Genomic DNA, 18,948 nt, shown 5'->3' with positions numbered 1-18,948 from the left:
TTCAGGAATGCGAGGCGGCGCTGGCGCGCGCGTCCGCGAGTTCGGCCGACATCCGGCGTTCGGCGAGCAGCTTCAGCGCGAGCGTCACCAGCGCGAGCAGGGCCAGCACCGATGCCACCGCGAAGGCGGCCGAAAAGTTGTATTCGTTGTAGAGAATCTCGACGTGCAGCGGCATGGTGTCGGTCTGGCCGCGGATATGGCCGGACACCACCGATACCGCGCCGAACTCGCCCATCGCGCGCGCATTGCAGAGGATCACGCCGTACAGCAGGCCCCAGCGCACGTTGGGCAGGGTCACGCGGCGGAAGATCTGCCAGCCCGAGGCGCCCAGCACCCGCGCGGCCTCCTCCTCGTCGTTGCCCTGCGCCTGCATCAGCGGAATCAGCTCGCGCGCGACGAACGGGAAGGTCACGAAGATGGTCGCCAGCACGATGCCGGGCACGGCGAAGATGATCTGCACGTCGTGCGCTTCCAGCCAGGGGCCGAGCCAGCCCTGCGCGCCGAACAGCAGCACGTAGACCAGGCCCGAGATCACCGGCGAGACCGAGAACGGCAGGTCGATCAGGGTGGTCAGGAGCGCCTTGCCGCGGAACTCGAACTTGGCGATCGCCCAGGAGGCGCAGACCCCGAACACCAGGTTCAGCGGCACCGCGATGGCGGCCACCGTGACGGTCAGCACGATCGCCGACCAGGCATCCGGATCGGCCAGCGACTCGAAATAGAAGCCGATGCCCTTGGCCAGCGCCTGCGCGAACACGGCCGCGAGCGGCACCACCAGGAAGCCGGCCAGGAACAGCAGCGCGATGCCGGTCAGCACCCAGCGCGTGAGGCGCGATTCGGCCACCGGATCCTGGCGACGCGCGGCCCTGGCGCGCGGCGCGGCGGCGGCCGGCAGCGCGGAACTGCTCGATTCGCGGCTCATTGCGCACCTCCGGCCACGGCACCCGCGGCGGCGACGACCGGCGCCGGGCCGCTCGCGCCGCGGCTGGTACGGCGCTGCAGCAGCCACTGCAGGGTATTGATCAGCAGCAGCATCAGGAAGGACACCACCAGCATCACCACCGCCAGCGCGGTGGCGCCGGCGTAGTCGTACTGCTCGAGCTTGGTGATGATCAGCAGCGAGGTGATCTCGGACTTCATCGGCACGTTGCCGGCGATGAAGATCACCGAGCCGTATTCGCCCAGCGCGCGCGCGAAGGCCAGCGCGAAGCCGGTCAGCAGCGCCGGCAGCACGGCCGGCAGCACCACGCGGCGGAAAGTCAGCCAGCGCGAGGCGCCCAGGCAGGCGGCGGCCTCCTCCTGCTCGCGCTCGAAATCCTCGAGCACGGGCTGCACGGTGCGCACCACGAAGGGCAGGCCGATGAAGGTCAGCGCCACCAGCACGCCCAGCGGCGTGAACGCCACCTTGATGCCGAGCGGCGCGAGATACTGGCCGAGCCAGCCGTTCTGCGCGTAGACGGCGGCCAGCGAGATGCCGGCCACCGAGGTCGGCAGCGCGAACGGCAGGTCGACGATCGCGTCGACCAGGCGCTTGAGCGGAAACCGGTAGCGCACCAGCACCCAGGCGACCAGGAAGCCGAACACGGCATTGATCACGGCGCCGCCGAGCGCGGACAGGAAGGTCAGCCGGTAGGAGGCCAGCACGCGCGCCGAGGTGGTGGCGGCCACGAACTGGTCCCAGCTCAGCGTCGCCGTCTTCAGGAAGGTGGCGGCGAGCGGGATCAGCACCACGAGGCTCAGATAGGCCACCGTGATGCCGAGCGTCACGCCGAAGCCGGGCAGCGCGCTCGGCTTGCGGAAGGTGTACGTCGTCATGCGAAATGCGCTTCCTTGGTTGACATGGGATGCGCGGCCGCCGGAAGAATCCGGCCGGCCGCGCGTTCGATCGTCGTTATGTCGGGCCGCGCGTGCCGGTTGCGGGCCGCGCGGCCTCGATACTGCCGTCCTGCCTTTGCGTCTTTCCGACTTCCGCGGCCGGGCGGTTCACCGTTCAGCGGCACGCCGCCCGCCGCTCAAGCCACGTGCGCAGCGCTTACTGCGGCTTGTAGATCGAATCGAACACACCGCCGTCGGCGAAGTGCGTCTTCTGCGCGTTGGTCCAGCCGCCGAAGGTGTCGTCCACCGTGTAGAGCTTGAGCTTCGGGAACTGCTTGGTCAGCTCGGCCGGCACGTCCTTCGAGCGCGGACGGTAGTAGTTGCGCGCGGCGATCTCCTGGCCTTCCTTGCTGTAGAGGAAGTTCAGGTAGGCCTCGGCCAGCTTGCGGTCGCCCTTCTTGTCCACCACCTTGTCGACCACCGCCACCGGCGGCTCGGCCAGGATGCTGACCGAGGGCACCACGATCTGGAACTTGTCCGGGCCGAATTCCTTCAGCGACAGGAAGGCCTCGTTCTCCCAGGCGATCAGCACGTCGCCGATGTCACGCTGCACGAAGCTGGTGGTCGCGCCGCGTGCGCCCGAATCGAGCACGCCGGCATTCTTGTAGAGCTTGGAGACGAAATCCTTGGCGCTCTGCTCGTTGCCGCCCGGCTTGTGCAGCGCATAGGCCCAGGCCGCCAGGTAGTTCCAGCGCGCGCCGCCCGAGGTCTTCGGGTTCGGCGTGACGATCGACACGCCCGGCTTGATCAGGTCGTCCCAGTCCTTGATGCCCTTCGGATTGCCCTTGCGCACCAGGAACACGATGGTCGAGGTATAGGGCGAGGCGTTGTCGGGCAGGCGCTTCTGCCAGTCCTTGGCGACCAGGCCCTTGTTGGCCAGCGCGTCGATGTCCCAGGCCAGCGCCAGCGTGACCACGTCGGCCTGCAGCCCGTCGAGCACCGAGCGCGCCTGCGCGCCCGAGCCGCCGTGCGACTGCTTGAAGTTGACGGTCTCGCCGGTCTTGGCCTTCCATTCCTTGCCGAAGGCCTGGTTGACGTCCTGGTACAACTCGCGGGTCGGATCGTAGGAGACGTTCAGCAGCGTGGTGTCCGCCAGTGCGTGCGTGGCGGCGCCCAGCGCCACCGCGCCGAATGCCAGTGTTGCGACCAGGCGGCGGACGCCGCCAGCCAGCCCCGTGTTGCGCTTGACCATCCGATGATCTCCAAAGGTTCGTGGGTCGTTATTAGCAATGTCAGGGCAGTCTAGCGAACGGCTTTCATCATTAAAAATAATCGTTCCTCATTTTTTAAGAAGCAAAAGTGGTAAAGACCGCCCGGCGGACGGTTGAGGCATCGAAACCGCCGTTCTGACGTCGCTCGATCGCGTCGGAACCGACGTCATAGCGACGAACTTCAAGTAACGCTTGAAATTCCCGAACTACTGTATAAAAATACAGATCACTGTCTATCCATACAGTTGACCATGACCAAACTCACCGCACGCCAGCAGCAAGTGTTCGACTTGATTCGTCGCGCGATCGAGCGCTCGGGCTTCCCGCCCACCCGCGCGGAAATCGCGGCCGAGCTGGGCTTCAGCTCGCCGAACGCGGCCGAGGAACACCTGCGGGCGCTGGCCCGCAAGGGCGTGATCGAGCTGGCCGCCGGCGCCTCGCGCGGCATCCGCCTGCTCGGCGACGACGCCCCGCACCAGCTCACGCTGCCGCACGCGGCGCTGATGCAGCTCTCGCTGCCGCTGGTCGGCCGCGTCGCGGCAGGTAGCCCGATCCTCGCGCAAGAGCACATCTCCCAGAACTACACCTGCGATCCCGCGCTGTTCTCCAGCAAGCCCGATTACCTCTTGAAGGTGCGCGGGCTGTCGATGCGCGACGCCGGCATCCTCGACGGCGACCTGCTCGCCGTGCAGAAGCGCAGCGAGGCCAAGGACGGCCAGATCATCGTCGCGCGGCTCGGCGACGACGTCACCGTCAAGCGCCTCAAGCGTCATTCCTCCGGCATCGAACTGATCGCCGAGAACCCCGATTACGAAAACATCTTCGTGAAGGCCGGCAGCGCCGAGTTCGCGCTGGAAGGCATCGCCGTCGGCCTGATCCGCTCCGGCGAATTCTGATCCCGGGCGCTGCGGCGCCATCCATCCTGCTGGTGCGCCGTGCGCGCACTGGCCGAGTATTGCCTGCGCGTTGTGCTGCGCATCGTCCTGTGCTTTGCCTTGTTTCCTCCGCTCGACCTGGAGAACGCCATGGAACGCCTCGCCCGCCTGCTGCCCTTCCGTCAATTCGGCCGCCTGCGTCACCTGCGGGGGCGCATGCCCTGCGCACCGCTCGGCAGCGCCGCGCCCGACGCCGTCGCGCCGGCGCCGGCCGCCGCGGTGGCGGAGCAGGCCTCGCTGCTGCCCTCGGCCCTGCCGGCCTTCGCGCGCGTCTCGCTCAACGCGGGGCTGCATCATGCGGAACCGGCACGGCGCGCGCCGGTGCGCGTCTACCACGGGCCGTCGCGCCTGATCATGGTGGGCACGATCGATGCGGTGTGCCGCATGATCGATCGATGCATCGCCGAGGAACGTTCGGCCGTCTGATACGTCTCTAGCTAGAGTCCGTATCCCATGGAGGCCTGGTGCCCCTCTCCCCCTCCCGCGGCGGCCGGTTCAAGCCGCTCCTCGTCGTCGCCCTCGCGCTGCTGGTGCTGGCGACGATCGTTTATGCCTATGCCTCGCCCTATCTCGCGCTGCGCGAGCTGAAACAGGCCGTCGACACGCGCGACGCCGAGGCGATCAGCCGCCATGTCGACTATCCGGCCCTGCGCGCGAGCCTCAAGCAGCAGTTGACCGAGGAGTTGATGCGGCGCATCGACCTGCAGCGGCACAATAATCCGCTGGCGATGCTGGGCGCGGTGATCGGCTCGGCGCTGATCGGGCCGCTGGTCGATGCCTATGCGACGCCCGAAGGCGTGGCCGCACTGCTCAGCGGCCTGCCGCCCAAGGCCGATCCGGGCGAGCATCCGCCCTCGCTCGACCAGCCCGCGCCCACGGCCGCCGCGCCTGCCGGCCAGGGCAGCGCGCCGCCGGCCGCGCCGAGCCCGGCAGCACCGGCACCCACCAGCGGTAGCAACGCAGGCAAGCCCGCGGCGCCGCAGGCGAGCGCGGCCTATAACGGGATCGACGAATTCGTCGTCGTGTATCGGAAGGATGTCGATGGCGCGCGCTATGCGGCGATCTTCCGGCGCAGCGGGCTGTTCGGATGGAAGCTCAGCGCGATCGATCTGCATCGCTGAGCATGTCGCGCCGGCAGGCGCGACGAGGAAGTGAATCATGGCGTTCATGCCGGTTGCCTCAACCGGCATGGCGCCGTTCCGGGCGGCTTAGTCCGCCCGTCCACGGATACCCTGATCTATGCAGCGCCGCTGCCGGCGAGAGCCGCTTCGCGCTCCTTGGCCCGCTCCTCGCGCTGCTCGTCCGACGAAGAGCAGGCCACCAGGATGCTGCAGGACACGCGGTCGAGCAGTTGCGTATTGCCCGCGCCCATCCACCAGCGCGACAGGCCGCTGCGACAGCGGTGGCCGACCACCACCAGGTCGACATTCAAGGCCTTCGCGAGGTTCGCGATCTCCTCGATCGGATAACCGAAGGCGAAATGGCCTTGCGCCTGCACGCCGCGCTCGGTCAGCCAGTCCACCCCTTCCTGCAGGATCTCGCGCGCCGTCTCCTCGAAGCGGCCGCAGGCGACGTCGGTCAGCAGGCCCGCGCTTTGCGCGATGGTCGAGCGCATGTCGACCACCGACAGCAGGTGTGTCTCGGCCTTCAGCTCGAGCGCGAGATCCGCGCCGCAGCGCAGGGCCTTGCGGCCCTCGAGCGTGCCGTCGTAGCACAGCAGGATTTTCTGGTAACTGGCCATGATCGCCTCCATCGCGACGTCGGGTCGTTGATTCATCATCGTGCGCCGCAATTCAGGATGCAAGGGATGGAAAACACCCACAGGCGATTTCCGTATCGACGGCACGCCGATGCCGCATCGCGGTGCAGGCTTGCACGATCCGGGCGCCGCCCAGGAGCCGAAATCGGGACTCGATGCACTAGAATGGCCGCTTCGTGTCGACTCTTACGCCGCCCTGCCCATGTCCGTCGCCCCGATCGAATTCCAGCAGGTCAAAAAACATTTCGGCGACAAGCTCGTCGTCGACGGCCTGTCGTTCAACGTGCAGCGCGGCGAGTGCTTCGGCCTGCTCGGGCCGAACGGCGCCGGCAAGACCACCACGCTGCGCATGCTGCTCGGCATCACCTGGCCCGACGCGGGCACGATCCGGCTGTGCGGCGAGCCGGTGCCGTCGCGTGCCCGGCACGCGCGGCAGCGCGTCGGCGTGGTGCCGCAGTTCGACAATCTCGATCCCGACTTCAGCGTGCGCGAGAACCTGCTGGTGTTCAGCCGTTATTTCGGGCAATCGGCGCGCGAGGCGCGCGCGCTGGTGCCCTCGCTGCTCGAATTCGCCAAGCTCGAGAGCAAGGCCGACGCGAAGGTCGGCGAGCTGTCGGGCGGCATGAAGCGCCGGCTCACGCTGGCGCGCGCGCTGGTCAACGATCCCGACGTGCTGGTGCTCGACGAACCGACCACCGGGCTCGATCCGCAGGCGCGGCACCTGATGTGGGAGCGCCTGCGCTCGCTGCTCGCGCGCGGCAAGACCATCCTGCTGACCACCCATTTCATGGAAGAGGCCGAGCGGCTGTGCGACCGGCTCTGCGTGATCGAGGCCGGGCGCAAGATCGCCGAGGGCGCGCCGCCGGCGCTGATCGAAAGCGAGATCGGCTGCGACGTGGTGGAGATCTACGGCCCCGATCCGCAAGCCTTGCGCGAGGAGCTGGCGCCGCTCGCCTCGCGCGCCGAGATCAGCGGCGAGACGCTGTTCTGCTATGCCGACGATCCGGCGCCGTTGATCCAGGCCCTGCGCGGCCGCGCCGGGCTGCGCTACCTGCACCGGCCCGCCAATCTCGAGGATGTGTTCCTGCGGCTCACCGGCCGCGACATGCAGGACTGAACGATCGATGGATACCCGCCACCACGCCGCCACCGGCACCCACGCGAACCCGCAACCGGGCTCGCGCTTCGCGATCGCCCTGCCCGCCAATGCCGTCAACTGGATGGCCGTCTGGCGCCGCAACTACCTGGTCTGGAAAAAGCTGGCCTTCGCCTCGATGATCGGCAATCTCGCCGATCCGATGATCTATCTGTTCGGGCTGGGGCTGGGGCTCGGCCTGATGGTCGGCCATGTCGACGGCGTGTCCTACATCGCCTTCCTGGCGGCCGGCACGGTTGGCTCGAGCGTGATGATGTCGGCCAGTTTCGAGGCGATGTATTCGGGATTTTCGCGCATGCACGTGCAGCGCACCTGGGAAGCGATCATGCATACGCCGCTCGCGCTCGGCGACATCGTGCTCGGCGAGATCGTCTGGGCCGCCAGCAAGGCGATGCTGTCGGGCACCGCGATCATGCTGGTGGCGAGCCTACTCGGTTACGCCGCGTTTCCGTCGCTGCTGGCGGCGCTGCCCGTGATCGCGCTCGCGGGGCTCGCGTTCGCGAGCATCGCGATGGTGGTGACGGCGATCGCGCCGTCCTACGACTTCTTCATGTTCTACCAGACGCTGGCGCTCACGCCGATGCTGCTGCTCTCGGGCGTGTTCTTCCCCGTCTCGCAGTTGCCCTCGCTGGCCCGGCATGCCGCGCACGCGCTGCCGCTGGCCAATGCCGTCGACCTGATCCGCCCCGCGATGCTGGGGCGGCCCGCCGAGGACGTCGCCCTGCATGCGGGCGTGCTGGCCGCCTATGCGCTGGGCGGCTTCGTGGTTTCCGCCTGGTTGTTCCGGCGGCGCATGATGCGCTGAACGCCCTGCCCGCCGCCAGGCGCGGCGGCATGGCGGCCGACGCCGGGCACCAGCAACGGCGCTCAGGCGTCGTCGTCGCCCCAGGGCATCTCGACGTCGGTCAGGAAAGCCACGGTGGCGATCGGGCCACCTTCGTGGCGGCCGAGCTTGCCGTCGGCGCGATGCCATTCGACGCGGAACATGGTGCCCGGATCGTCGGCCATCAGGTACACCGAGCGCAGTTCCTCCTCGTCCGCTTCCTCGACGGGACCGTCGAACGAGACGCGCATCCGCTGCGGCCACAGGCCATTGGCCGGGTCATAGATGCGCTCGCCCTGCGGGATGTCGATGCTGGCCTCGACGCCGATCGTCGAGGAAGCCTCGATGATCATCTTGCCGAGCGCGTTCAGGACGGCCGTCGCGCGCGCGGAATTGGCCTGGCGGATCGCGAGGTCGCCCCGCGTCAATGCCTGTTCGAGTTTCGGGTGAATCTTCTGTTGCTTCATGCGTAATCCTGATTGCTTCGGGGAATGCCGCCGCGAGCTCGCGACGGCGGTCGAATCTTCGTGTTCATGCTGGATGGCGCGATGGCGCAAACCGCCATCGTCACCTGCCGGCCGGTCAGAAACCGAGCGCCACGGCCGCGAATCCGCCCGCGATGCCGAAGGCGACCACCAGCGCCGCGACCAGCAGCAACGTACGTGCCGGGAACGAGCGCCACAGCATCGCCAGCGAGGGCACGCTGACGGGCGGCAGCGTCATCAGCAGCGCCGCAGCCGGGCCGACGCCCACGCCGAGCGCCAGCATCGCCTGCACGATCGGCACCTCGCCGGCGGTCGGGATCACGAACAGCATCCCGGCCAGCGCGAAGGCGACGATCCACAGCACCGCATTGCCGACGTCGGCGCCCACGTGCGGGAACAGCCAGGCGCGCGCCGCGCCGAGCAGCAGCACCAGCACGATGTACTCCGGGATCAGGCGCAGCGTCATGCGGGCCAGCAGCTTGATCCAACGCACGAAGGCATTGCCCTCGGCCTGCTGCCCGGCGGCCAGTCGCGCCAGCGTGGCCTCGTCGACCGGCCGCGCGTCGCCGACAGCCAGGCGGTTCAGCAGGTAGCCGATGCCGAACACCATCGCCACGCCGAACACGATCCGCAGCGCCGTCCATTGCCAGCCCAGCACGAAACCCATGAACACCAGCGTGGCCGGGTTCAGCACCGTGTTGCCGAGCCAGAACGCCACCGCGCCGCCCGGCGAGGCCTGGCGCGCGCGCAGGCCGGCCACCACCGGCGCCGCGCAGCAGGTGCACATCATGCCCGGCAGGGACAGCAGGCCGCCCGCCAACACGCTGCCGAAACCGGTACGGCCCAGCAGGCGCGCGATTGCGCGGGCCGGCAGCAGCGCCTGGATCGCCGAGCCGAGCAGTAGGCCCAGCACCATCGCCTGCCAGATCGCCTTGCCGTAGGCCCAGGCATAGTCGAGCGCGGCCTGCCACGACGGCGAGGGCGCGCTGGCGGCGCTGCCCATCAGGATCGATTGCCCGATCGAATGATGCTCGGCCGCGACGAAGGCGCGGTGGTAATACGGCGACCACTTCACGTAAAAGAGCCCGACGATCGCGATCAGCGCGAACGTCACCCAGCCAAGCGCCGGGGAGGAGGTGGTGGTGGAGCGGTTCGTGTTCATGTACGTCGCGGCGTGCGGATTCGTTGTCGATGGCGGGCTCGCTCGGCCCGCCCTGCCGGGGCCCGGCGCGCGATGATGCCCAGGCGCCCGACGGCGCCGGCCACCGATTGCACCGGATGCGCGGCGAAACGCGGATTATCGCATGCGGCACGCATCCAGCGACGTTGCGACGCGATCGATGTCGATCGCGATGCGTCGACGGCGTCCGCGGCGCCGGCCGCCCGGCCAGGGCAGCCGTCGCGGCGGCTCAGCGCGAGGCGAAGGTATCGCAGTCGCGCACGTCGCCGCGTTGCATGCCGCGGCGCAGCCAGGCCACGCGCTGCTCGCTGGTGCCGTGCGTGAAGGCATCGGGCACCACATAACCCTGGCTGCGGCGCTGCAGCGTGTCGTCGCCGATCGCGGCGGCCGTCTTCAGGCCCTGTTCGAATTCGCCCGGCTCGATCAGTTGCCGGTTGGCCTGCTGCGCGTTGTAGGCCCACACGCCGGCGAAACAGTCGGCCTGCAGCTCGAGCCGCACCGACAGCCGGTTCGCCTGCGTCTCGGTCAGCCGCTGGCGCGCCGCGTCGACGCGATCCGAGATGCCGAGCAGCTTCTGGACATGGTGGCCAACCTCGTGCGCGATCACGTAGGCCTGCGCGAAATCGCCGCCCGCGCCGAATTTCTGGCGCAGTTCGTCGTAGAAACCGAGATCGATATAGACCTTGCGATCCGCCGGGCAGTAGAACGGCCCCATCGCGGTCTGGCCGGTGCCGCAGGCGGTCGGCGTGGCGTGCTCGAACATCACCAGCGTGGGCGGGGAATAGTCGCGATGGAGCTGACTCGGGAAGATGCCCGACCAGGTGCGTTCGATATTGCCGAGCACCTTGCGGGTGAAGATGGCGCGCGGGTCGTCGCGCCGGGCATTCGATTGCGGGTTGGAAGGCGCCGGCGCCTGGCCCGCCTGCTGGCCTTGCAACATTGCCGCGCCCTGCAGCACGACGCGCGGATCGATGCCGAACAGGTAGGAAGCAGCCAGCGCGACCACGATCGTACCGATGCCGATCGTCGCGCCCCGCCCCGATCCCCCGAAGCCGCCGCGGCGGTCCTCGACATTCCGGCTTTCGGCTTCGTCATCGAGACGCATCGTCGCTCCGCTCATCAAGGCCGCGGCTGCCGGGACGCGCCGCGAGATGCCCGAAGTATAGTCAAGCGGAAGACACGCGAGACACCCGTCGTGCCGGCGGGTTTATTCGGGACGCTGGATGAAGCAGGTTGCCGAACCCTGGGCAACGATCTTGTCGTCGGGCGTCTTGATCGTGCCTTCGGCGACGCCGAGCGTGCGCGACAGATGCGTGACGCGCCCCTCGGCGATCAGCTCGACATCGCGCGGCACCGGGCGCAGCATCTTCACATGCAGGTCGACCGTGCCGTAACCCACGCCCTGGTCGAGCATCGAATGCACCGCGCAACCCGTCACCGAATCGAGCACCGTGGCCGCGAAGCCGCCATGCACGCCGCCCAGCGGATTCAGGTGCCGCTCGTCGGCGCGCGCGGTCATCCGGACATAACCGAGTTCGACCGAATCGATCTGCATCGGCATCGTCTCGGTGATCGACGGCGCGGGCACATTCCCGGCCTGGGCGGCGCGCAGCAGGTCGATACCGGAAAAATCGAGCGGTTTCATGGCGTTTCTCCTCGTGGTCCGGCGGGAACAATGCCGTAGTTAGTTCCAAAACAGAACGCATTATTCTTTGCAGGTTTGGCAGTGTCAACGCGGGGATTACCGGTTCGAGTGTCCGTTCTATAATCGAACTCACTTTTGCAGTCGATCGGAGCAGGTATGAAATGGGACGAGGTGGGCGAGATTCCGTGCTCGGTGGCGCGCACACTGGCCGTGCTGGGCGATCGCTGGACCATGCTGGTGCTGCGCAACGCCTTCTTCGGCGTGCGGCGCTTCGATGCCTTCCAGGCCCAGCTCGGCGTTACCAGGCATGTGCTGGCCGAGCGGCTGGCGCGGCTCGTCGACGAGGGCATCTTCGTCAAGCTGCGCTACCAGGAACGCCCACCGCGATATGAATACAAGCTCTCCGAGAAGGGGCGCGACCTGTACCCGGTGCTGCTGGCGCTGACCGCCTGGGGCGATCGCTGGAAGGACGAAGGCGCGGGGCCGCCGGTCCTGCTGCGGCATCGCAGTTGCGGCCATCTCGTCAAGCCGGTGATGGTCTGCTCGGAATGCGGGGAACCGCTCGATCCGCGCGAAATCGAGCCCTTGCCGGGCCCGGGCCTGCAGTTGACGCCGGTCGGTGAGACACATTGAGCGGCTTTGCGCGCGGGCAATCGGGACGTCGATCGGGCTGCCCTGCTGGCCAGGCAAGCGCCGCGCGGGGATTAAATCCGAGGAATTAACAATCGATACAAATATGCACAATCGAAACGCGAGGTGCCGTTGGCACGTCACCTATACTGTCTGAGCGTCGTCTCCTCGTGCCAAAGGATCGATCGCAAAGAAAGCCCCGGCCGCTTCGCGGTTCGGGGCTTTCACCATTTCGGGCGCCGGCATGCGTACGAGACGACGCTGGCGACCCTGACGACGCGCATAAAAAAGCCCGCTTCGGTTTTGACGAAGCGGGCCAAACTCAAAGCAGCCGAGGCAAGTCAGCTACGTGATGAAGGATAGCGGCAAGTCACGCAAAATCCTTTGCCCTATTCCGCGAGAATTTGCGGGAAATCAATTTCGAGGCGCGGAAGTTCGCTTGGGCGTGCAGGGGTTCGGGGGATGTGCTGTTTCGAGTCGGGCCATCGGGACATTCGAGCGCATCGCGACGAGCTGGAAACGGCTCGGAACGTCGTTTTCTCGTCGCCTTATAATGTCGCCTTCGCGCCTCATTGCGCGATAAGCCACCGCGAGACCCCGTCCGGCGGCAAAGCAATACACGGCCGCGCACCACCCCGATTCACTCGACTGGATTCAGTTGGAAAGCAGGAAGATTCAATGAAAGCTACACCTCGGCGCCTGTCGGTTGCACCGATGATGGATTGGACCGACCGTCATTGCCGGTCGCTGCACCGGTCGATTTCGCGCCATACCTGGCTCTATACCGAAATGGTGACGACCGGCGCCCTGCTGCACGGCGACGTCGCGCGCCATCTCGCGTTCACGCCCGAGGAGGCGCCGGTCGCCCTGCAATTGGGCGGCAGCGAACCCGAGGACCTGGCGAAATCGGCCCGGCTAGGCGAGAACTGGGGTTACGACGAAATCAACCTCAACTGCGGCTGCCCTTCCGAGCGCGTGCAGCGCGGCGCGTTCGGCGCCTGTCTGATGAACGAACCGGCGCTGGTGGCCGATTGCGTGAAGGCGATGCGCGACGCCGTGTCGATCCCGGTGACGGTCAAGCATCGGATCGGCGTCGACGCGGTCGAGGATTACGCGTTCGTGCGCGATTTCGTCGGCACGGTCGCCGAAGCAGGCTGCGAGGTATTCATCGTCCATGCGCGCAACGCGATCCTGAAGGGGCTCTCGCCGAAGGAAAACCGCGAGATCCCGCCGCTCAAGTACGACTACGCCTACCGCCTCAAGCAGGATTTCCCCGATCTCGAGATCCTCATCAATGGCGGCATCACCACGCTGGACGAAGTCGAGACGCACCTGCAGCACGTCGACGGCGTGATGCTGGGCCGCGAGGCCTATCACAACCCCTTCGTGCTGGCCGAGGTCGACGCGCGTTTCTACGGCGCCGCCGGCCCGGCGCCGACGCGCGAGGAAATCGAGGATCGGCTGATCGCCTATTGCATCGACGAAGTCGCGCGCGGCAACTACCTGGGCGCAATCGTGCGCCACGCGCTCGGCCTCTACCGCGGCGTGCACGGCGCGCGCGGCTGGCGTCGGGTGCTGTCAGACAGCAAGCGCCTGGCGCGCGGCGACGTCGCGGCGATCTTCGCCGAGGCGCGCGCGCACCTGAGCGCGCCGTTCGAAACTCGCTTCGAACCCGCCCCGGCAGAAAATTTTTAAAAAGGGACTAGACAAGGCGAAAACCTGTCCATATAATCTTGTTCTTCGCTGCTGAAACAAAACAACGGCAACGAAACAGTGGTGGCTGTAGCTCAGTTGGTAGAGTCCAGGATTGTGATTCCTGTCGTCGTGGGTTCGAGTCCCATCAGCCACCCCAACAAATTCAAGCACTTGCGGTAGATTCAAGCCGACGTGTTACAGGTTTTGGAACTTGAGGTTCCAAAATTTGGAAGATAAAAGCCCGCTCTGTGCGGGCTTTTTGCTTTCCTGCCTCCCTGCCGATCACTGGTACACTGTATAACCATACAGTGCGAGGCGATCGTGGCAGCCCCGATGATCAAGTTGACACCGCCGCCAGGAACGAAGGGTTCCTGCTGGCGCTGTGAGCACTGGGCCGGCAATGTCATCGCCGGATGCCATTGCACATGCTTGCGAGACCCTGGGCGACCGCTCGTCGGCGGCAACCCTATGCACGGCTGCGTCTACTGGTCGCTCTCGCCCGGCCTCGACGGCATGACCGATCAGGAAGCCGATGCCGCGGTGCGGACTTCCAGAGCGGTGCGGACGACCGAGTAGCCGTCGTCGTAGAGGCGCTGGCGCGTGGCCAGCGCCATGTCGCGGTCGAACGAGCTTGCATAGCCAGTCGGCACGTCGACGATCGTCGCCCCGCTCTGCCGGTCCGCCGCCATCCGAGCAGTTTCGTTCGACGCCAGCATCAGGTCGATGATCCGAGGCGCCAGCACGCGCAGCCCGTAGTTGACCCCGGGCGGCAGATCCTTATCGTCAGATCTCAGGAAGACACCGAAACGCGGAACCCGATCGACGACCAGGTCGCTGACCGGCATGTTGTCGGTCGTGCCGCCATCGACCAGCAGCGCGCCGCCAGCCTCGACCGGTGCGAAAACGAACGGGATCGATGCGCTGGCTCGCGCGGCCAGCGCAATCGGCACATCGGACGTGCGATCGCGCGAGAACTGAAATTCCCGCTCGGTCAGCAAGTCGGACGCGATGACCTTCAGGTCGACGTCGAGCTGCGCGAACGTGAGGCCGCCCGTGACCTCGGTCAGGAACGCCAGAAGACGATCACCACTGCACAGCGCCCGGTGCCGCAGCATCGACCAGGCCGAAAAGCGCATCATCGGCGACCAGTCGGTTTCCATCGCCAGGCGGCGCATGTCGGAAAGCGGCACGCCGGCGGCGAACAGCGCCGCGACGATCGAACCGCCGGACGTGCCGGCGATCTCGATGACGGTGTAGCCCGCGTCCACGATCGCCTGCAGCGCGCCGACGTGCGCGCCGAGGCGGAAGCCCGAGCCGCTCAGCGCGACACGGAGCGGCTTCATTGCGGCGCGCTCGCGGCGGCGGACGCCGAACTGACCGGCGTGGTGGCCACCGCCGGCGGGAAGGCCGTATCGATCAGCCCCTTCACGGTCCCGATCGCCAGGATCGCCGTCGTCTTCTGGTCGGCCGGCAGGCTCGAAGCCTTCACGATCTGGATCAGCAGCGGCGCGGCCGCCGACGAGATCGTCTGCACGTTGACCTGCGTCACCGTCGCGCCGGCCTGGCAGACGGCGTCGACGGCCGGCCCGACCTTTTGGTTCAGCGTGTCTGCAGCGCCCCCGGTGAACAGCCCGGCCGTCGACAGCGTGTCGAGCTCGGCGGTCAGCAGCGGGCAGACGTTGGCCGCGACCTGTGCCGGCGTCTGTTTCGGAACGGTCCCGCACGCGGCGAGCAGGAGCATGGACGCGGCAACGCCTGCCGCGAGCAGCATTTTCATCTTCATGAGGTGGTTTCCTTACGGGAGGGTCTTCAGTGCCGCAGCGGCCGCTGTTGCGGCAGCGCCGACGGCGTCGGATGCGGCAGCCGCCGCGGTGGCTTGCCCCGCGAAGGCCTGAACGTCGGTCTCGTGGAGCGTGATGCTGTAGGTGTCGGGCGACGTGTGCTGGAACTTGGCGTCGACGGTGGCCATCTGCTTGCCGTTCCAGACTCGCAGCACGCAGCAACCTGTCGGCGTGCCGCCCGGGTCGGTGGTGGGCCCGATCTCATAGCGTGCGATGCCGGCATACTCGAGCGACGAGCAGCCGGCCAGCGCCAGCCACGCGGCGAGCAGAAACGCGCGACGGATCACTGGATCGTCGGCGCCGGCGCCGCCTGCTGAGCAGCCGAAACCGGCGCAGGTTGCACCTCGGCGCGCGGTACCGTATCCACGGATGCGGCGGCCATTGTCGGGGTGGCGTCGCCTTCGACCAGGGCTGCGATCATCGGCTTTGCAACTGGGCCGGTCGTCGCGTGGTAGATGCCGAGGCCAGCCAGGGTGTAGCCGATCGCATCGACCAGGGATTGCGCCGGCACGAAATGCAGCAGCACGAGCGCCAGCCATGCACCGAAGAGCAGGACGGCCGCAAGGAACTTCATCCACGGGTTCATGTGGAACTACCTCCAGAAATGCCGCAGTCGCGGCGGGTCAAGTTGAGGCGCCGAGGGCAGCTTTACAGCTATCCCAAAGCGCCAGGCGGTCGGCCATGCCGTTCGGCGTGGCAACTGAGCGTGGATTGCCCAGGTTGATTGCGCGGCTGATCGAGAGGAAATCGCCGGTGTCGGCGAAAGCGCTGAGCGCGTTGTCCGCCCAGAACTGGGCCGCTGCGAGCACGGCGACCGACGGCGAGCTTATCTGGTCCGGGTTGCCTTCCAGGTCGACGCCGATCTTCTGGCCCATGACACGGAAGTTGTAGCGGCCGGTGATCTGCAGCAGGCCACCGCCGCGGTAACGGAACCCGTCGCCTGGCTGCGTGTTGCCCAGCTCGGCCGCCTTTGCGGCCGGCGGGTCATACGCACGTTGGGCGGGCGTCGGCCCCCAGATCTCGCGAAGCCAGAGGAAGCGGCCACACTCATGGCCGCACTGCGCTAGAAAGGCAGCCTGGCGCGCCGGCGAGTCGATCGCATAGAGCGCCATCGCGGCCGAAAGCGGATCGGCCCACGGCGTCGCGCGCTCAAGCGGAATCTGAAGCGCGCTCGCAAGGATGTCGGGGGTCATTTGTTGGTCTTCCCGTCGAGGCCGCCTACGCGGAACTCCAGCACCGTCAGGCGCCGATCATTGCTCTGCTGGTCGGTCGCCGCCTTGTCTTGCAAACGCGCGAGCTGCGCATCCCGGGCATCCTTCGCTTTCGCGATATCGTCGGCCCACGGATGCCATTGCGAGTACAGGCCGCCGGCGGCGAGAAATAGGAGGCTTCCCAAGCTGGCGACCCATTTCCAGGCACGCCGAGCGCCCGCGATCTCCACCTTTATCGGCTCGAGCTCCACCTTCCGCAACTCGTCGAGCGCTTCGTCGATCCGGTCCGTTTTGCCAAGAGCTACTTCAGCCTTGCGATCGACTGCAACAACATCTCGCTCGAGGTTGGCCACACGCGTATGCACGACATGCATCGCGTCGACCTTTCCCTTCATCTCCTTGATGTCGTCGACCACGCCGCTGATGCGCTCGACCAGCACTGCAATGGATTCGCCAGAAACCATCGATTCATCCATCCTTCCCCCGGAAAATGAAAAGCCGCCCGAAGGCGGCTTTTTGCTGGACCAGCTTGTAATTAGTTACCGGCGCACAGGAACTGCACTACGTCGGTCCCCGTGCCGCTCAAAGCGAACGAGGTCCCGGAGGTTTGCGAGACACGCACCGCGTTGGCCGCCGTCGTGTCGGTGGCCGTGCATGCATAGCTGGTCGACGAGGTATAGGCGGCGGCGCCCGTGAGCGTGACCGTGGCCGCGCCCGAGGCAAGCGTCGCCGTCCCCTTCACCATGTGCGGCGCGCTCACGCCGGCGCCGGCCGTGGAGTACAACGGCAGCGCGCCGGTGCCGGTCGCGGCCAGGTTCCCGTAGACCGCGGCGGAGCCGCCGACTTGCAGCTTGTTCGCGCCGTCGTCCGTGCCGCCGACGAGCAAGCGGCCGCCGTATTTCGTGAGGTTGATGTTGAATTTCGTCCCCGCCGACGCCGAGTTGTACGCCTCGACTGCGAGCTCCGAAGCGGTGTCGGAATAGAGGCTCGCCGTGGCGGAGTTGCTTAGCTTCATCAGCACCGCGCCGCCGCCCTTCGGGCTCAGCGTGACCGGGATGGTGGCATCGGAGCCGATGGCGGCCAGCGCCGGTGACGAGCCGGCCGCCGCGCTCATCGGGCTCAGCGAATTGCCGCTGTTCACCGACTGGTAGAAGCTGCTGGCTCCCGTGAGATTGAACGGCGTCGAGTAGTTCGATGCACTGTCGAGCTGCGCGCCGAAGATCTGGTTGCCGGAGGCACCGTTGATTTCAGCAACACACGACGTTGCATTCGAGACGCCGTAGGTCTGACAGCTCAGCCCCATCGCCGTGTTATTCGACGAGCCATCGAGCACTAGGCCGCGCTGAAAGCTGTTGATCGACTCGATCCACGTCGACGAGATGCGCGTGTGCGAGGAGTTCTTGATGTAGAACACGTCGCCGAGCGCATTGTCGATCGTGTTGCCTGCGAAACCGAAGTCGTTGTTGTTGCCGGCCAACCTGACCACGTTGATCGAAGCGTTGTACGGGTGCGAATTCTGGATCATCGTGGTCTGCGCGCTAGCATTGGCGTAGATGCAGTAGTTCACGACGAACCCGCCGTTCATGATGAAGCCGTCGATCGTCGAGTCGGATGCGAATGCCCCCAGCTCGATTCCGGCCTTGCCCGCCGTCGTCGAGTAGATGCGGATGTTCTTCAGCCGCACGTCGTGCATGTAGACCGACGTCGTCGGGTTGCCGTCGATCTTGATCGACGAATACCCGACCGGGACGTTGTTGAACGCCAGGTTCAGCAGGTCGAGCGTCTGCGCGAACGTGGTATCGAGCGTGTTTGCGGTGCCGGCCGTGCCATCGAATTTCAGGTCTCGGATCGTCGAGTGCGAGTCGAACGTGAATGCGCCCGCGATCGCCGGATAGCTGATCGATCCGCCGGTCTGGATCAGGACGCTGTTCGGGCCGTCGCCGTAGAGCGTGAAGCCCTGAATCTGGGGCAGCGTGAGGCCGCTCTCGCGATACTGGCCGGCCGGAATGTAGACGGTCTTCGCTCCCGAGTTCAACGCGGCCTGGATGCAGGCCGTGCTATCGGCCACCCCGGTTTTGTCGCAGCCCGGGAAGTCGAGGATGCTCACCACGTCGCTCAGCTTGCTTGCGACCGAGCGGCCGCCCGCGCCGGAGAGCGACGCTTGGAACTGCAGATTGCTGGTCGCGCCGAGCGCCGTGGTCGCGCCGGTGCCCCCTGAAGCGAACGCCAGGGGCGTCGAGAACGTCACCGGGCCGCTGCTCGCGAGGCTCGCGAAGCTCCCCGAGTTGAACGTCGCCGCGGTGCCCTGCAGCGGCCCGGTCAGCGTGCCGCCGGCCACCGGCAACGCGTTCGCGGCGACGGCGGCGAATGCGGAGTTCAGCAGTTGCGCCGTCACCAGTTGGCCAGGCACCCATTGCGCGAAAGCGGCATTCGAAATGCAGGCGGCAGCGAGCAGCAGTGCGCCGGCAATCTTCTTGATATCGATTTTCATGTTCGCCAGCG

The 18,948-nt window shown here is 66.8% G+C and carries 22 protein-coding genes and 1 tRNA gene; 8 read left to right on the top strand and 15 right to left on the bottom strand.

What is annotated here, in order from left to right:
* Position 1: 1 nt before the first annotated feature.
* The 3 genes from cysW to BM43_RS32840 all read right to left on the bottom strand — a co-directional run bounded on the left by cysW (position 2) and on the right by BM43_RS32840 (position 3,067).
* A complete protein-coding gene (cysW, locus tag BM43_RS32850) occupies positions 2-922 on the bottom strand; it encodes a sulfate ABC transporter permease subunit CysW (RefSeq protein WP_036051710.1) in 921 nt (306 codons plus the stop codon).
* The gene (gene cysT, locus BM43_RS32845) at positions 919-1,815 is read right to left on the bottom strand and encodes a sulfate ABC transporter permease subunit CysT (RefSeq protein WP_036051711.1); all 897 of its coding nucleotides are present in this window, start codon (positions 1,813-1,815) and stop codon (positions 919-921) included. Before cysT ends, cysW begins: the two co-directional genes overlap by 4 nt.
* A 217-nt stretch (positions 1,816-2,032) precedes the next feature.
* Entirely contained in the window at positions 2,033-3,067 is a 1,035-nt protein-coding gene (locus BM43_RS32840) for a sulfate ABC transporter substrate-binding protein (RefSeq protein WP_013697876.1), read from the bottom strand.
* Between the two features lie 270 nt (positions 3,068-3,337).
* Here BM43_RS32840 and lexA point away from each other — a divergent pair, with 270 nt between their 5' ends.
* The 3 genes from lexA (at position 3,338) to BM43_RS32825 (ending at position 5,142) form a co-directional block, all read left to right on the top strand.
* Positions 3,338-3,982: a transcriptional repressor LexA gene (gene lexA, locus BM43_RS32835; protein WP_013697875.1), complete on the top strand. Its 645-nt coding sequence runs from the start codon at positions 3,338-3,340 to the stop codon at positions 3,980-3,982.
* A gap of 129 nt (positions 3,983-4,111) precedes the next feature.
* Positions 4,112-4,447: a hypothetical protein gene (locus tag BM43_RS32830; protein ID WP_036053484.1), complete on the top strand. Its 336-nt coding sequence runs from the start codon at positions 4,112-4,114 to the stop codon at positions 4,445-4,447.
* A 38-nt stretch (positions 4,448-4,485) separates the two neighbouring features.
* Positions 4,486-5,142 carry a DUF2939 domain-containing protein gene (locus tag BM43_RS32825; RefSeq protein WP_036051712.1) on the top strand — a complete coding sequence of 219 codons (657 nt, stop codon included), beginning with the start codon at positions 4,486-4,488 and terminating at the stop codon, positions 5,140-5,142.
* Between the two features lie 116 nt (positions 5,143-5,258).
* Here BM43_RS32825 and BM43_RS32820 read toward each other — a convergent pair whose 3' ends face one another.
* Positions 5,259-5,762: a universal stress protein gene (locus tag BM43_RS32820; protein ID WP_013697872.1), complete on the bottom strand. Its 504-nt coding sequence runs from the start codon at positions 5,760-5,762 to the stop codon at positions 5,259-5,261.
* A gap of 220 nt (positions 5,763-5,982) precedes the next feature.
* On the opposite strand from BM43_RS32820, the gene nodI reads away from it, so the two are divergent.
* Positions 5,983-6,897: a nodulation factor ABC transporter ATP-binding protein NodI gene (gene nodI / locus BM43_RS32815; RefSeq protein ID WP_013697871.1), complete on the top strand. Its 915-nt coding sequence runs from the start codon at positions 5,983-5,985 to the stop codon at positions 6,895-6,897.
* A 7-nt stretch (positions 6,898-6,904) separates the two neighbouring features.
* Complete coding sequence (locus tag BM43_RS32810) at positions 6,905-7,741, top strand: ABC transporter permease (RefSeq protein WP_036041187.1); 837 nt, start codon at positions 6,905-6,907, stop codon at positions 7,739-7,741.
* Between the two features lie 62 nt (positions 7,742-7,803).
* On the opposite strand, the gene BM43_RS32805 is transcribed toward BM43_RS32810, so the two are convergent.
* The 4 genes from BM43_RS32805 to BM43_RS32790 all read right to left on the bottom strand — a co-directional run bounded on the left by BM43_RS32805 (position 7,804) and on the right by BM43_RS32790 (position 11,069).
* Positions 7,804-8,226: a hypothetical protein gene (locus tag BM43_RS32805; RefSeq protein WP_013697869.1), complete on the bottom strand. Its 423-nt coding sequence runs from the start codon at positions 8,224-8,226 to the stop codon at positions 7,804-7,806.
* A 115-nt stretch (positions 8,227-8,341) separates the two neighbouring features.
* Complete coding sequence (locus BM43_RS32800) at positions 8,342-9,406, bottom strand: permease (protein WP_036051714.1); 1,065 nt, start codon at positions 9,404-9,406, stop codon at positions 8,342-8,344.
* A 247-nt stretch (positions 9,407-9,653) separates the two neighbouring features.
* On the bottom strand, positions 9,654-10,529 hold the full coding sequence (gene ypfJ / locus BM43_RS32795; protein WP_042283484.1) for a KPN_02809 family neutral zinc metallopeptidase: 876 nt from the start codon (positions 10,527-10,529) through the stop codon (positions 9,654-9,656).
* A gap of 102 nt (positions 10,530-10,631) precedes the next feature.
* A complete protein-coding gene (locus tag BM43_RS32790; protein WP_013697866.1) occupies positions 10,632-11,069 on the bottom strand; it encodes a PaaI family thioesterase in 438 nt (145 codons plus the stop codon).
* Between the two features lie 156 nt (positions 11,070-11,225).
* Here BM43_RS32790 and BM43_RS32785 point away from each other — a divergent pair, with 156 nt between their 5' ends.
* The 3 genes from BM43_RS32785 (at position 11,226) to BM43_RS32775 (ending at position 13,551) form a co-directional block, all read left to right on the top strand.
* Entirely contained in the window at positions 11,226-11,702 is a 477-nt protein-coding gene (locus BM43_RS32785) for a winged helix-turn-helix transcriptional regulator (protein WP_013697865.1), read from the top strand.
* 675 nt (positions 11,703-12,377) lie between these two features.
* Entirely contained in the window at positions 12,378-13,394 is a 1,017-nt protein-coding gene (dusA, locus tag BM43_RS32780) for a tRNA dihydrouridine(20/20a) synthase DusA (RefSeq protein WP_036051716.1), read from the top strand.
* Between the two features lie 81 nt (positions 13,395-13,475).
* Positions 13,476-13,551, top strand: a tRNA-His gene (locus BM43_RS32775).
* A gap of 364 nt (positions 13,552-13,915) precedes the next feature.
* Here the strand turns inward: BM43_RS32775 and BM43_RS32770 are convergent.
* From BM43_RS32770 to BM43_RS32740, 7 genes are read right to left on the bottom strand one after another with little or no spacing between them, the layout of a single operon-like run.
* Complete coding sequence (locus BM43_RS32770; protein ID WP_042283491.1) at positions 13,916-14,737, bottom strand: patatin-like phospholipase family protein; 822 nt, start codon at positions 14,735-14,737, stop codon at positions 13,916-13,918.
* Positions 14,734-15,171 (bottom strand): hypothetical protein, encoded by a 438-nt coding sequence (locus tag BM43_RS32765; protein WP_144417719.1) that lies wholly within the window; start codon positions 15,169-15,171, stop codon positions 14,734-14,736. Before BM43_RS32765 ends, BM43_RS32770 begins: the two co-directional genes overlap by 4 nt.
* Positions 15,172-15,189: 18 nt before the next feature.
* A complete protein-coding gene (locus tag BM43_RS32760; RefSeq protein WP_042283494.1) occupies positions 15,190-15,522 on the bottom strand; it encodes a hypothetical protein in 333 nt (110 codons plus the stop codon).
* On the bottom strand, positions 15,519-15,821 hold the full coding sequence (locus BM43_RS32755) for a hypothetical protein (protein ID WP_045577499.1): 303 nt from the start codon (positions 15,819-15,821) through the stop codon (positions 15,519-15,521). The genes BM43_RS32760 and BM43_RS32755 overlap by 4 nt, the downstream gene beginning before the upstream one ends.
* A 37-nt stretch (positions 15,822-15,858) precedes the next feature.
* Positions 15,859-16,428 (bottom strand): glycoside hydrolase family 19 protein, encoded by a 570-nt coding sequence (locus tag BM43_RS32750; protein WP_042283499.1) that lies wholly within the window; start codon positions 16,426-16,428, stop codon positions 15,859-15,861.
* Complete coding sequence (locus tag BM43_RS32745; RefSeq protein ID WP_111946381.1) at positions 16,425-16,922, bottom strand: hypothetical protein; 498 nt, start codon at positions 16,920-16,922, stop codon at positions 16,425-16,427. The genes BM43_RS32750 and BM43_RS32745 overlap by 4 nt, the downstream gene beginning before the upstream one ends.
* Before the next feature lie 59 nt (positions 16,923-16,981).
* Positions 16,982-18,937, bottom strand: coding sequence for a pectate lyase family protein (locus BM43_RS32740; protein ID WP_042283504.1), 1,956 nt, complete (start codon positions 18,935-18,937; stop codon positions 16,982-16,984).
* Positions 18,938-18,948: the final 11 nt, after the last annotated feature.

This window comes from Burkholderia gladioli (assembly GCF_000959725.1).
Classification (GTDB): domain Bacteria; phylum Pseudomonadota; class Gammaproteobacteria; order Burkholderiales; family Burkholderiaceae; genus Burkholderia; species Burkholderia gladioli.
Note: the sequence above shows the minus strand (reverse complement) of the source record. Positions and strands in the feature narration are given on the sequence as shown.